This window comes from Maritimibacter alkaliphilus HTCC2654 (assembly GCF_000152805.1).
Classification (GTDB): Bacteria; Pseudomonadota; Alphaproteobacteria; order Rhodobacterales; family Rhodobacteraceae; genus Maritimibacter; species Maritimibacter alkaliphilus.
This window is the reverse complement of sequence record NZ_CH902578.1, coordinates 371,414-384,609: the sequence shown is the minus strand read 5'-3', so window position 1 is coordinate 384,609 and position 13,196 is coordinate 371,414. Positions and strand designations below refer to the sequence as shown.

General features: G+C 59.3%; 15 protein-coding genes. 9 read left to right on the top strand and 6 right to left on the bottom strand.

Annotated features, from left to right (window positions below):
- Positions 1-70: 70 nt before the first annotated feature.
- Positions 71-451, bottom strand: coding sequence for a GIY-YIG nuclease family protein (locus RB2654_RS03025; protein ID WP_254655612.1), 381 nt, complete (start codon positions 449-451; stop codon positions 71-73).
- Positions 452-543: 92 nt separating this feature from the next.
- Between RB2654_RS03025 and RB2654_RS03020 the strand changes: the two genes are divergently transcribed.
- The 6 genes from RB2654_RS03020 to RB2654_RS02995 all read left to right on the top strand — a co-directional run bounded on the left by RB2654_RS03020 (position 544) and on the right by RB2654_RS02995 (position 5,817).
- A complete protein-coding gene (locus RB2654_RS03020) occupies positions 544-759 on the top strand; it encodes a hypothetical protein (protein WP_008328478.1) in 216 nt (71 codons plus the stop codon).
- The gene (locus RB2654_RS03015; RefSeq protein ID WP_008328477.1) at positions 756-2,003 is read left to right on the top strand and encodes an AAA family ATPase; all 1,248 of its coding nucleotides are present in this window, start codon (positions 756-758) and stop codon (positions 2,001-2,003) included. The genes RB2654_RS03020 and RB2654_RS03015 overlap by 4 nt, the downstream gene beginning before the upstream one ends.
- Positions 1,975-3,153 carry a hypothetical protein gene (locus RB2654_RS03010; protein WP_008328476.1) on the top strand — a complete coding sequence of 393 codons (1,179 nt, stop codon included), beginning with the start codon at positions 1,975-1,977 and terminating at the stop codon, positions 3,151-3,153. The genes RB2654_RS03015 and RB2654_RS03010 overlap by 29 nt, the downstream gene beginning before the upstream one ends.
- A gap of 347 nt (positions 3,154-3,500) precedes the next feature.
- Positions 3,501-3,734 (top strand): DUF3489 domain-containing protein, encoded by a 234-nt coding sequence (locus RB2654_RS03005; protein WP_008328475.1) that lies wholly within the window; start codon positions 3,501-3,503, stop codon positions 3,732-3,734.
- On the top strand, positions 3,731-4,141 hold the full coding sequence (locus tag RB2654_RS03000; RefSeq protein WP_008328474.1) for a DUF2924 domain-containing protein: 411 nt from the start codon (positions 3,731-3,733) through the stop codon (positions 4,139-4,141). The genes RB2654_RS03005 and RB2654_RS03000 overlap by 4 nt, the downstream gene beginning before the upstream one ends.
- A complete protein-coding gene (locus RB2654_RS02995; RefSeq protein WP_008328472.1) occupies positions 4,138-5,817 on the top strand; it encodes a recombinase family protein in 1,680 nt (559 codons plus the stop codon). Before RB2654_RS03000 ends, RB2654_RS02995 begins: the two co-directional genes overlap by 4 nt.
- A gap of 84 nt (positions 5,818-5,901) precedes the next feature.
- Here RB2654_RS02995 and RB2654_RS02990 read toward each other — a convergent pair whose 3' ends face one another.
- The 3 genes from RB2654_RS02990 to RB2654_RS23290 form a co-directional block, all read right to left on the bottom strand.
- Positions 5,902-6,933: a hypothetical protein gene (locus RB2654_RS02990; RefSeq protein WP_008328471.1), complete on the bottom strand. Its 1,032-nt coding sequence runs from the start codon at positions 6,931-6,933 to the stop codon at positions 5,902-5,904.
- 220 nt (positions 6,934-7,153) lie between these two features.
- A complete protein-coding gene (locus tag RB2654_RS02985) occupies positions 7,154-7,960 on the bottom strand; it encodes a hypothetical protein (RefSeq protein WP_148912542.1) in 807 nt (268 codons plus the stop codon).
- A gap of 305 nt (positions 7,961-8,265) precedes the next feature.
- Positions 8,266-9,054 (bottom strand): hypothetical protein, encoded by a 789-nt coding sequence (locus tag RB2654_RS23290; protein WP_148912541.1) that lies wholly within the window; start codon positions 9,052-9,054, stop codon positions 8,266-8,268.
- A gap of 411 nt (positions 9,055-9,465) precedes the next feature.
- Between RB2654_RS23290 and RB2654_RS23820 the strand changes: the two genes are divergently transcribed.
- Both RB2654_RS23820 and RB2654_RS02975 read left to right on the top strand, forming a co-directional pair.
- Complete coding sequence (locus RB2654_RS23820) at positions 9,466-9,780, top strand: hypothetical protein (RefSeq protein WP_217515939.1); 315 nt, start codon at positions 9,466-9,468, stop codon at positions 9,778-9,780.
- Between the two features lie 4 nt (positions 9,781-9,784).
- Complete coding sequence (locus RB2654_RS02975; protein ID WP_008328467.1) at positions 9,785-10,381, top strand: response regulator transcription factor; 597 nt, start codon at positions 9,785-9,787, stop codon at positions 10,379-10,381.
- A gap of 19 nt (positions 10,382-10,400) precedes the next feature.
- Here RB2654_RS02975 and RB2654_RS22235 read toward each other — a convergent pair whose 3' ends face one another.
- Complete coding sequence (locus RB2654_RS22235; protein ID WP_161600677.1) at positions 10,401-10,871, bottom strand: helix-turn-helix transcriptional regulator; 471 nt, start codon at positions 10,869-10,871, stop codon at positions 10,401-10,403.
- Positions 10,872-11,637: 766 nt separating this feature from the next.
- Positions 11,638-12,273 (bottom strand): hypothetical protein, encoded by a 636-nt coding sequence (locus RB2654_RS22230; protein WP_154653303.1) that lies wholly within the window; start codon positions 12,271-12,273, stop codon positions 11,638-11,640.
- 615 nt (positions 12,274-12,888) lie between these two features.
- Here RB2654_RS22230 and RB2654_RS02960 point away from each other — a divergent pair.
- On the top strand, positions 12,889-13,194 hold the full coding sequence (locus tag RB2654_RS02960; RefSeq protein ID WP_008328458.1) for a hypothetical protein: 306 nt from the start codon (positions 12,889-12,891) through the stop codon (positions 13,192-13,194).
- Positions 13,195-13,196: the final 2 nt, after the last annotated feature.

Below are 13,196 nucleotides of genomic sequence, written 5' to 3'. Positions count from 1 at the left end.
CGAAGCAATGTCTCGGCGGATGATCGTTGTCAGCGCCCGATCTTAGAGCGTCATGAACAGGCAGTGTTGGTCACCAGAAGAAGCTCCATTCAACACGAGCCGAGAGCTTCTTTTCAGGCAATGAAAGCTGATGGCCGGCTTGGCCGTTACAGATAGGGAAGGCGCCGTGTTTTTCGAGGAAGTCGCTCAAGAAGAAACTCTCGACGTCAAACAGATTGTCGTTTCCGTAGTTGCGCAAGACTTCGGTTGAGTAGGTCGTGAATTTCACTTTGTGAGATTTTGCATAGTTGGCAATCCCCAAATTGCCCGACTGGCCCGTCAGGTGCCCACGCAGGCGCATCGCAATACTATTCTGCTTTGACTCGCTCATCCCGATATAGATCAGGCCCGAGGATTGAAACGGGTAAGCAATGCGCAGGTCTGCCAGGAAGATGAAATAGATTCCTGCCACTCCCTGAACAAACTTGACCTCCTGCTCCCGCAAATTGTACGTTCTTGTAAAAATAATATTCATATACAAAAGTTTAGCGGAGCGGTCGACCGATGGCCATCGAGAAAATACAGTCCGCCAGCGAGGTGCTGGACACCTTCATGAGCGAACAAGCGCAAGATGAGAGCCTTGACCTCGCGACCGTCGCCGTCATTGTCGGTCTTCGCGGCGATGACAAGCTCACCCGTACCAACCTCCTGCGAAAGCTCGACGAGGCCCGCAATGCGGCACTCAAAGACGGCGACATGCAAGGCGAAGGCGGATCATGACCAAGCTGCGCAAGCTCTCCGTCTCGGGGTTTCGTGGTGCGCGCTTCGCGCTACCGGTCGATTTTACGAACAAGAGCAGAAGCCTTGCCATCTTCGGCGAGAACGCCGCCGGAAAGAGTACCATCACCGACGCGCTCGAGTGGTTCCTGACCGACCGTGTCGGCCATCTCTGGCGGGAAGACTGCAAGCAGGAGGCCTTGCGCCACGTCCTGATCGCAGAAGAAGATGACAGCACGGTCGCGGTGGAATTCATCGGAGATAATCTTACAGGCGAAAAGCGCCTCTCCTCCGCTCTGAAGACAAATACAGACCTCGCCAACGACAACACACGCGCCCTTGTCGAAGGGCTTCAGCACGACCGCATTATTCTGCGCCACGCCGACATTGTCGCCTTTCTCGATCAGCAAAAAGGCGCAAAACGCAAGGCCATCGCGGATATCATCGGTTATGAAGAGATCAACAAATTCCGGGATGCCATCCAGGGCACGCTGAATGCGCTCAAGCGCGAACCAGCCTATACCGGGGCAAAGACGAACGCCGAGACACTCGCGGGCGACATGGTCCGTGACGTGGGCCAGATCGTGCCGGATCGACAAGCATTCCTGGCCATTTCTCAAACCATCGCCGCACCATTCAAACTCGGCACTGAAATCACGGACGAGGTCACCTTTGCAGGGGCCGTGAAAGCGCTGAACGCCCTCGGCAACAGTGAAGAAAAGATCAAGAAGGCGCAGCGTCTCGATCAGCTCGCCAAAGCATGCACAGCTCTGGCGACCGAGATCAGCACCTTCGTCTCGGACGCCGAAGCCTTCGTCGCCAGCTACAATGCGCTCGCCAAGGAGCGCGAGAGCGTAAACCAGCTCCGGCTGAGTGAATTTCTTGGCAAAGGGCACGCCGTCATTGAGTCCAACGACTATGTCGATGACGCCTGTCCTTTTTGCTTGAGCGAATACGAACTTGGCACCTTGCAGGGCGAAGTCGCAAAACGCATTGAAGCCATGAGCGCAATTCAGCAGCGTCTCGACACCGCCAAGGCCCAGAAAGATGAAGTGCTCAAGGCCATTCTTGCTATTGGGATGCAGGCCAAGACCATCGGCGAGACCTACACCGACCTCACAGGCTTCGATGATCTGATGGTCGCAACCACGACCGCGCGGAAGCTCTTGTGGGCGGCGCATCAAGGCATCACGGCTGCCTTCGACAGTCTCACGGTCTATGACGCCCCCCGATGGCTTCGACGATGACATTATTCGTCTCCGGCATTGCTGCGAAACCGGCGCTGCCAAAGCTGAAGAAGAGGCAGGCAAACTCGGGCTTAGCGAGCAGGAACAAAAAGTTGCGATCGCGCTATCGTATATCAGGACGTTAGAGGGCCAGGTCCGGGATTATGAACGCGCACAGCGCGTCATAGATGCCTATGAAGCGCAGATACTGACGCTGGATGCGATCTTCGAGCGCTTCGTCGCCGTCCAGAACGCTGCCCTTCAATCGGTTCTTGATACGATCAGTGCCGATGTCGGGAAGTTCTATGCTAAGCTCCATCCCGAAGAGAGCGTCGACAATGTCCGCCTGACGATGGTGGGTGAGGAAGGGGTTGAGTTTCAGTATGCCTTCCACGGCCAGGAGGTTCAGCCACCGCGGAAGTATCTGAGCGAAAGCCATCTGAATTCTCTGGGCGTGGTGCTCTTCCTCGCCAATGCCCGGATCTTCAACAAACAAGCGAAGTTTTTGGTGCTTGATGACATCGTCACCAGCTTCGATACCTCCCATCGCCGACGGTTGTTGCGCCTGCTGCGGGATGAGTTTTCCGACTGGCAGATCATCATTCTGTCGCATGAGAGCGTCTGGTTCGAGATCATCAAGAAGGAGATGGCCCAGCACGGCTGGAAGTTTCACGAAGTCCGTGCGGACGGTCCCAACGGCATTGTGTTGGACGCCTCCCCCGCCAGCCTCAAAGAGATCATTGCACAGAAGAAGGGCAAGGATGACGTCACCAACGATCTTCGCAAGCTTCTCGAAATGGTGCTCAAGGAAATCTGCGCCTCACTGGAGGTGAAGGTTGCCTTTCGTTTCAACGATTGGAATGAAAAGCGCATGGCCGACGAGTTGATCAACCAGCTTCGGTCCACACTCGGTAACAAGTCGCCCGATCTCAAAAAGCATGCTGTGTTTTCTGATATGGCGGGGTCCGCGCTCGTGGCTAATCTTGTATCGCATGACAACACAGACAATATTGTGGGTGAGGATATTGATGTGCTCCTGGAGGACATCGAGAAGCTGGTTTCACTATTCACCTGCCCAGAATGCGAACGCTACATTTCCGCGAAGATTGAAGTGCCCGGCGAAAAAGCAATTTCCTGCAAGTGTGGGAAAACGCGGATTCCCTGGAATTAGGGTTTCGGCCCAGTCCTTTGCTGAAAAACACGTTGGTTCGCTCTCGAAAAGGCGAGTATTGAAGTTTCCGATCTCCACTGATCACGGATCTCGCCGAACATGATCAAACTCGGATCGTGCCTCAAGAAGGGGCCGCTGAAATGTCGGCTTTCGAGCTCCGTTCTCCGCCTGTTCGCACCCGCAACGAATGACCGCGCTCCGCCCACCTATCACTTCCTTAAACACCCGTTTCCCACTGGACTACCCACGCGAACAGAGCGTCACTGCCCCCACGCCCGGCCGCTTCCCGGGCGCGCCTCGGTACCGGGGGCGGCATTGGACCGGCCCGGCAACCAGAGGAGAAGACAATGAGCAAACCCAAACAAACGAAGAAGGCCAAGGTCCGCGCGATGCTGGAGCGGGCGGACGGGACGACGCTGGACGCGATCTGCAAGGCGACCGGGTGGCAGGCGCATTCAGCGCGGGCGGCGCTGAGCGGCTTTCGCAAGGCGGGCCACACCGTTGAACGCTCCACCCCGAGCGACGGCAAGGGGGGCGCGGCGCGCTACCGGATCACGGCGTCGCCCGCGGCAACCGAATGATCCGCGTAGAGGAACTGGAGACCATGGACCGGGCCGCGCTTGTCGCGGTCTGGTCGGAGGTTTTCCAATCCCCTGTCCCCAAGGGGATGAGCCAGAACTTCCTCCGCCGTTTTCTCGCCTTCGAAGTTCAGGCGCGACAGATGGGTGGCCTGCCAAAACATGTACTGGTCAGGTTGAACGCACGTTCGGGAGAGGCCAAGCGCAAGGCAACCACGCCCGGCCTCAAACCCGGTGGGCGGCTCTTGCGGGAATGGAACGGCGTCACCCATGTGGTCGATGTAACCGAGGAGGGCTTTGTCTGGAACGGCAAAACCTGGCGGTCGCTCTCGGTCATCGCGCGGGAGATCACCGGGGCACACTGGTCCGGGCCGAGGTTCTTCGGCCTCACGGGGAAAGGCCGGTCATGACCAGGACTACGATCCGCTGTGCCATCTACACCCGGAAGTCCTCGGACGAGGGGCTAGATCAGGACTTCAACTCGCTCGATGCCCAGCACGAGGCCTGCGCGGCCTATATCGCCAGCCAGCGCCACGAGGGATGGAAGAGGCTGCCTGCCCGTTACGACGACGGCGGGATCTCCGGGGGCACACTCGAGCGCCCTGCCCTGCAGCGGCTCTTGGACGAGATCGACGCCGGCCGGGTCGATATGGTCGTCGTCTACAAGATCGACCGCCTGACACGTTCGCTGGCGGATTTCGCGAAGTTGGTCGACCGGCTCGAGGCCGCAGGCTGCTCCTTCGTGTCCGTGACGCAGGCCTTCAACACATCGTCGTCGATGGGAAGGCTGACCCTCAACGTGCTCCTGTCCTTTGCCCAGTTCGAACGCGAGGTCACAGCCGAGCGCATCCGCGACAAGATCGCTGCCTCGAAGAAGAAGGGGCTCTGGATGGGGGGCAACGTGCCTCTTGGGTATGATCGACCTCCTGACGGTGCCACGCGCGTACTCAAGGTCAATCCCGAGGAATCCCGAACGGTCCGCCGTCTCTTTGAACTCTATTCCGACCACGGTTGCCTGCGCCGGGTCGAAGACGCCGCGAGGCGTGAAGGTCTTCGGTCCAAGGAACGCAAGAGCACCAAAGACGTGGTCACAGGCGGCAAGCCGCTTTCGCGCGGGCAGATCTATCACATCTTGCGCAATCCGCTTTACTGCGGCCGGATCCGGCACAAGGACAAGGTCTGGCCCGGACAGCACGACGCCCTCATCGACGACGCGCTCTGGGAGCGCGTTCAAACCCTATTGCAGACACGCTCCGGCCGCTCCCGCACGCGAGGCGGTCATTCGGACACCAATGAGACCACGTCCCCGTCGCCGGCCTGGCTCACGGGCAAGCTGCGCGACGAGACCGGCGACCGGCTTACGCCGACCCACACGACCAAGGCCGGTCGTCGTCTGCGCTACTATGTCTCCAACCGCCTGGTCTCGGGGGGCGCGGACCCGACCGGCTGGCGCCTGCCGGCCACCGCGCTCGAGGCGCGCGTCCTGGCCCTGCTGATCGCGCACCTGGAACGGGCACGCAGGGAGCATCGGCTGCTTGCCCGGCCTGATTCCGCCATGGCCGACGAGATCGGGAGAGCCATCGCCAGCTTGCAGCAGGGTCTCGAAGGCACCCGTGGTCAGGTTGCGGCGGCCCTGGTCGACCACGGCTATCTGACGCGTAGCGAGATCCGGATCACCCTCGACCTCACGGCGCTGTCAGCGAGGCTGGGCATTCCCACCGATGATCTCGATCCGGCGTTGGGTACTCTGTCCGCGCCGCTTCAGATCCGACGCCGCGGTGTTGAGACGAAGATCGTGGTGGGCGAGGCGCAATCGGACCCAGATCGGCATTTGCAGGCCATGTTGATCCGCGCACACCGATGGACGCGCGCGCTTGCCGCTGGCACGTCCCTCGCGGAGATCGCGCGGGCCGAAGGATGCTCGGAGGCCTTCCTGCGCACGCGCTCAAAGCTCGCCTTCCTCTCTCCGAAGATTCAGGCCGCCATTCTCGACGGCACACAGCCCCCGGACTGTACCCTCACCAAACTGGTGCGCCTGCCGCTCCCGCTCGACTGGCAGGCGCAGGAACGCGCCCTTGGGGTCTGATGCGCGGCGTACTGACGCTATTGCCGCGAGAAAGGAAGCTGCCGTGACTCAGAGCAATGCTTCCATGCCCGTGCGGCCGGCGGATTACTTTAAGGTTAGATCATCGATCACGACCTGCCAGTAGCTTTCATGCCATATACGGAGTTCTGTAATACCCGACCAATTGGGAGCGAAACGTTTCGGTGAGATGTGTGACCCACGAAAGCGGTCTTCACTTACGAGCACGCCATTGCGAAATGCCTCGACGACGATTTGTGCGTCAAGACCTGCAGGCCAGGCGATCGTCAGGTTTACCGACACAAGATCAAACGGACTGTCGGACCACATGCGGGCCGTATGTCCCGACGACGTGTAGGCGGCAAATTCTCCCGATGTGGTGCCGTTGATGTATCCTGCGCCCTCGTAATACATCCGGTGAGTCGCAACGAAGTTTTGCCAGTGCATGTCAGCGACACCAGTCGGCACTTCGACGAGCGTGTTTGACGTAATCAGGTCGTCGAAATCGATGATCGTGAGGGGCTCCCCAGAGGGGATAGCATCTTCGATGGGCTTTGGCACTCGTAGGGGCCAATGGTCGACCTCGACTTGCACTTTTTTGATTTCTGCCCGGTTACGCCAGCGGACCGTCCACCTCCCAGGCGAAACGGGGCAGTGTCGACCATCACTGGCCTCGATGGCCTGCCATTCGATGCCCTCTTGAGAAGTGCAAGTCACCTCGTCATTCGCATCGGCTGCAATCGACAGACCAAGGCGTGGGGCCAGCCCGACGAAGGGCGGTGTTTCCTCTGCTACTAGTCCGCCTGGGGCGGCTGGTAGCGCTAGGATTTGCGTCGAGTATGGGATCGGGTCAACCGGATACATCAATTCGGTGGGCAACAGCACCTCTATGCTGATTTCGCCGGGGCCGGAAATATGGCCCCTACCCGGGGACATGAGGAAATTTGCGAAACCAGCGAGATTTGTCTCGACGATCACCGGCTCAGCGCCAGGCCGCGTCAGACGAACGGGCACGCCAGAGATCGGCGGCTCGCCCAACTCGTAAACACCATCACGATCAATATCCCGAAACACGAACTGCGAGAGTACCATTTCCCCCGCCGTAAGCGGCACCGGCATGGTTGTTGCGGTGGCAATGGCCGAGAGGCAGATGCACACCCGCGCCTTCAAAAGGCGGAGGTGATGTCTCAAACGAAGGGTCCCGGTCAAGATATCATTTTGCACACAATACGCCGGCCACGATAGGTCTTTCAGGCTAGGGGAGCCGCCAGTTAAGGCAGCCCCCCCTATTAGCCCGGCACGCGGAAGAGAGGGCGCATGCGCAAGGCTGGCCACGCATTCAATAAATGCCCCGCGCAAGGTATTCGCTGTGGTTCTGGAGCGCCACAGTGACGGCCATCGCGATGCACGCACGTCCATCGGCTCTGCGCAGCGAGGCGTCACAGATCGTGCGCCTTTCGCCGGTGAAATCGTTGCGCGCCAGTTCGGGGCAGATGAGCACAACCGCAGCCTGAGGAAACCGGCACCGGAATTCCTCAAGTCGGTCGATCGCCCCCATCAAGTCTCGGACCTGAAAAATGACGAGTTGGCGGGAGGCAAAAGACCGGTTCAGGTATGCCGCCACGTCACGTTGCGTGTCGAACGTGCGGAACGTGCGGCCATAGGCACCGATATCGGCGATGTGGCTGCGCTCAGTGTCGTCGAACGCGCCACAGGCGACGACGTCTGACTTCTCAAGCCGTTCGATCGTGTGAAGCGAGAGATGCTTGCCCCAGCGTTCTTCGACGAAATGCGATGGGACCCCAGCATGACGCACACCATTGACGTCATCAGCCGATGTGGTTGTGATCGCTCGCAACAGCGTGGCGATCCAGCCGCCCGGAACGTCGGTAGTTGGCGCAATGGGACTGCGACCACGTTCTTCGAAGTGGGAAACGTTGAAATCCTTCATCCTTCTTGGCCCTTCCTTGTGCCTCGTTCCGCAGAGCATGGTGCCCGGCAGCGTCTGAGTGATGGCTGGCAGCGAACTCCGCCCGAAGGTCTCGGCGCGGGGGCGCCGGGGGGCGATGTCTTTTGGCTGTTCCGACCTATCGCCCGAGCCCTGAGGCGTGCTGGGGTTCGGATGCGGCGCAGCCTTGCCGTTCATTGATTGGGGAACATCGCGTTTCGAGGCCCCCGGGCCGAATTGGGGTCCACCAATCCAGCCATCACCTGAACGCATCTTCGCTGTTCACGTTAGCGAAACAATCAGCATTGGGTTGGATACGCCGCGTGTAGAACCGAAGCGCTACGGACTATGCTGGTCGGCCAAAGACCTATCCATCCTAAGTACTATATTTTCATCGGGAGAGTATATCGGCCGTACCCCTGTCAAAAAAGTGGAGCGCAGTCCAATGACTGCGCTCCCAGGTGGGGCCGGGCAAGGCGGTTGCCCGGCGATGGATACCAATGTCAGCCGCCGATTTGCGCAAACAGCTGGGCCTGCGATATCGGGAGGACGATGCTGCTGCCCCGCGCTGCGATCTCGCCGCTCGAGATCGTGATGCAGCGACGGGCGCCGAAAATCGCACTATTCGTCAAGAAGCGGGCTTTGACGATCCGGTCACCTTGCAGTTCGACGCCTTGGATCTGTCCCACCGGTGTGCGCGAGCTGTCGACCGCGGCAAAGCTGTTGAATGTGGTCATGCCCATCGGTTGACAGGTGGTCGCATAAAGCCGGCCGGTTTCCGGATCTCTCAGCGGGACACCGCCGGGCCCGGAATTGGCCACACCGCCCGACTTCGAACCGCCGGTGCTGTCGCCACCATTGCTGCCCCCGGTCGATCCGCCATTTGATCCACCATTGCTGCCACCATTCGAACCGCCATTCGTGCCGCCATTAGATCCGCCATTCGATCCATCTGAGCCGCTAAGTGCAGTCCCAACGCCGCTTACGGTCCCGCCGACGACGTTGCCAACCGCATTGCCTCCTAGGGCAGCGCCAATGTCATTTCCGAGCCCGCCATCGGTCGAACCGCCATCCAGGACATCGCCAACACCCGTGACCGCGCTGCCGACGGCTCCTACGGTATTGCCGACGACATTGTCGCCAAGGGCACTGCCGACATCACCGACAAGTCCGCCCAAACCACCCTCGGCCCATACCAAGACCGGACTCATCGTCAAAATGGTGGTCAGCGCAAGTCGCTTGCCCAAGCCGACACCCCGGTGTCTTTCGTTCGAGTTATTATGTTTCGTCATTTTAGGGATCCCTTCTCGAAGGTAGCGACGGCTGTTGGGGTCCGGCTGGCAATCGACGGTGTCCGCGAGCTGCGGACATTGGGAAAAACCATTCTCCGCACCTTGAACTTATGATCCAATACAAATCTCTTTCATGCCTGTGCCGGCGGAATTGACCGCTCGTTTTTTTCGCGGACGGTTCCAGGCGCCCCCACCCAGTGTTCCATCGCTGTTTGCTACCACACCCTTCTCGGGTGGCAGTTCAAGCTTCGGGCGTTGTTCCCTGAAGGCACATCGGACTTCGGTCGGAAAAGGCCGCTTATGGACCCAAAGGAGTATCCGGGTCGTACGACCGACCCTGATAGGGTGACTAAACACATGGCGACCATCCGCCCCTCAATCCGTGGGGGCCGTGTCCCATTTGAGGGTTGAGTGGTGAAAGTGAAGCCGACAAGACGCAAGTGGGCGTGGGCCCTAGCTGTTGCATGTCTGATGGCATGTTCGACTCCGTCTGCGCTGCAGGCACAATCGGGCAACACAACTTGGTCGACCGCACAGCGCGACCAGAGGAACGCCTATATCCAGACAATCAACATGCTCGACGCGGATGGTTACCGCATCACGCGGGTCGACCGGACCTTTCTCAATCGGATCATGGTGCAGGCGACCAAGGGGCAGATCAGGCGTGAGATCGTCATTTCGCAGGCGACTGGAATGGTCTTGAGAGACGTCATATTCGGGGAATGAATTTATGGAATACAGGCGGATCGCAGCGCCCGCAGAGGTCAAGGCAGCTCCCAAGCCGAAGTCCGGTTCCAAGTCGGCGTGGAGAAACCATGTCGCCGCGCTTCAATCCATCGTTATCTTTCAGGTGTTCTGCACTGTCCTGTTCCTGGGCAAGACCCTGTCGGACCTTTTGGGTATCCCGCTCTATTTCCTGCCATGGTCAGTGCTCGAAACGATCGAACTGCTCGCCGCTCTCGGCATGCTCCTCGGTGTCATCAGCGGCATGCTGCTGTTTCGCGAAGGCCATAAACGGATGATGGAGGCTGAGCGCCGAATGAATGCAGCCGCTGGCGAGTTCCACGAGCATCTATTGAGCCAATTCGACGAATGGGAGCTTACGCCGACCGAGAAGGATATCGCGCTCTACGTCGTCAAAGGATTTTCGAATCTGGAGATCGCATCTCTGCGTGGCACCACGGAATCCACGGTGAAATCCCAGGTTTCAGCTATCTTCCGAAAATCCGGAGTGAACAGCCGACAGCAACTGGCAACATGGGCGGTCGAAGATCTTATCGAAGCGCTCACACCTACGACGGAGCCCGACTCCGCCGAACAGGTCTGAACCTTCGAAACTAGGCGTCCTATTCGCCGGCCGAGCGGGAAGCGGACAAGCCAGCAGTTATCGCTTCATCGTTCACATAGGCAATAAGCTGAAACCGGTTCTCCATCCCCGATTTACGGTAGACGCTACTAAGCTGCTTTTTAACCGTTGCGATGCTCGACCCGCGAAGCTCGGAAATTTCTTTGTTGGAGAACCCTTTAACTGCGAACAAGGTCACTTCGGTTTCCGCGTTTGACAGTCCCCAATCCTCTTGCAGATCTGAAAGTATCTGGCCCTTCTCCTCCTCTTGATCGACCGGGCGCGCAACCCGCTGCATATCCGGGGCCGAGATGCGACGATCGATTCCTTCGGGGGAAAGCACGAGCAAATAGATCAATAAGGTGGTCGCGGTGGACCCAACGAGCATTACGGTTGCGGCCTGACCGGGTGTCAGGAAGCCTCCGTTTCGGTAAATCCAGACGACGGAAACCACTTCGAAAAGTAGCGTCAACGCAGAGATTCCCACGAACCGAACGCGAAGACTTCTATCTTGATCACGGGTCGATCGCATGGCCTGGCTCCTCGACAAATTCACGCAGTATGGCTTTCTTGGGCAACGAAAAACTCGATAATTGACGCCCTTCTGGAGGGGCCTAGCAATTCTTCTATTCTTGATTGAGGTTTAGAAAAACCGTATCCAAGAAAGCTTGTAAACCCCGCTGATGGTCATGGATTCCTGACCGATTGGAAGCAGTCAAAGTGGAAAACGTTTAATTTCAGGGCCTTGGCACGTTCGACCAATCCTTCGCATTATCCGAAAGATCATGAAGTTGCGGGAGGAAGGAGTGACGACCGGCCCACCTGATTGGTCAAGCCTTAGGGCTCGGGATCGGAACTACGTTGCCCGTCAGGAATGGCCCGGGTTGAGTGGTAGCATATGCCGCTTTCGCTGGCTTTGACCATTCCGTTCAGCCCTTTTCGGCGCGGAGGGATGCGCCGACGTCTCGCCCGCTCCTTTTGCCCTGATCGAACCGGTCGTCACGCGTTCAGCAGACAGTGCGGGCCGTAACTAATCAATCGGCGACTCGTGCCATTCAGGGCCATTCGTATGGCGGCTGAAACCCTTCCAACCAAAGCACTACAACTTTCATCGAGTTGAGCTTTCGGGAACGAGCAGGCCCTTCATTTTAGCCGAAACCTTAGAACGGAAAACGGCGCGCCCACTTAGGCGCGCCATCGCTTGTTGTCCGAGTGGCCAGTGCGGCATCTTAACCGGGTTAGCCGCCGAGTTTCTGAGACAACTGAGTGCGCGACACTGGCAAGACCACGCTGCTACCGACAGGGGTGATGGACCCGCCAGAAATCGTGATACAGCGCGATACTCCGAACACGCCACGGTCGGTCACGAACCGAGCACTGACAATGGTGTCACCTTGTAGAACAACACCCTGAATTTGGCCAATTCGAGTCCGGGAAGCATCCACGGCCGCGAAACTGTTGAAGGTTCCTTCCCCCATGGGCTGGCAATTTGAGCCGAAGTTTCCGGTCCCGTTCCGGGCATTCGCCCCGAGGACCGCACCTGAATTCGTGCCGGTCGTGCCGTTGTTGGTGAAGCCGCCCGTCCCGCCGTTCGAGCCTTCGTTCGACCCGCCGTTCGAGCCTCCGTTCGACCCGCCGTTGGAGCCTCCGTTCGACCCGCCGTTCGAGCCTCCGTTCGACCCGCCGTTGGAGCCTCCGTTCGACCCGCCGTTCGAGCCTCCGTTCGACCCGCCGTTGGAGCCTCCGTTCGACCCGCCGTTGGAGCCTCCGTTTCCCGAGGTTGAGCCGCTGAGGACGGCGCCCACGGTATTGACAGCGCCACCTGTGACCGCGCCCAGTCCACCGCCGATCGCGTCGCCGAGGCCGTTGCCCAAACCGCCGCTTCCGTCCGACGTGCCGCCGTCGAGAACGTTGCCAACCCCCGTTACTGCGCTACCGACGGACCCGACGGTGTTACCGACAGCATTGTCGCCAAGTGTATTGCCTATGTGTCCGACCAAGCCACCCAAGCCGCCTTCCGCGTTTGCACCTCCCGACGTCAGGACAAGGCAGGTCGCCACCATGCCCACGAAGGGCAAAGAGCTCGCATTGAGCCTGCTCAGGGCCGTTTTCGTTTCGATCCGCATATTCCGTTCCTTCCGAAATCAAACCGGACCCATGATGTGTGACTGCCGAACAGACGAAAGGTCGCCAGCTCCATAGCGCTATCCCCGCAAACATCGCCGCCACCCCGAAACAGCCCGGTCAAGTCCAGGCCCCTCGGTCGTCTACCGAGCAGTTGCCCTGACTATTGCCACGTCGGATCCAGTGTTTGGTTGCTACCGCATCCCTTTGATGCTGAACGAAGGATGCCGCGCACGGCACTTCTGTTCATCGGCCATTGGGGTGAGAGCCCGAGGTATGGCTCGAAAGTTTGAAGAGGTGGTACGGGATGGGACCGGCATCACCTCGCAACTCTTTTCGCGCCACTTCAGATCCGACGGCGCGGGTTGGAGACGAAGATCGTGGTGGGCGAGGCGCAATCGGACCCAGATCGGCATTTGCAGACCATGTTGATCCGCGCCCACCGATGGACGCGCGCGCTTGCTGCTGGCACGTCCCTCGCGGAGGTCGCTCGGGCCGAGGGATGTTCGGAGGCCTTCCTGCGCACGCGCTCAAAGCTCGCCTTCCTCTCTCCGAAGATTCAGGCCGCCATTCTCGACGGCACACAGCCCCCGGACTGTACCCTCACCAAACTGGTGCGCCTGCCGCTCCCGCTCGACTGGCAGGCGCAGGAACGCGCCCTTGGGGTCTGATG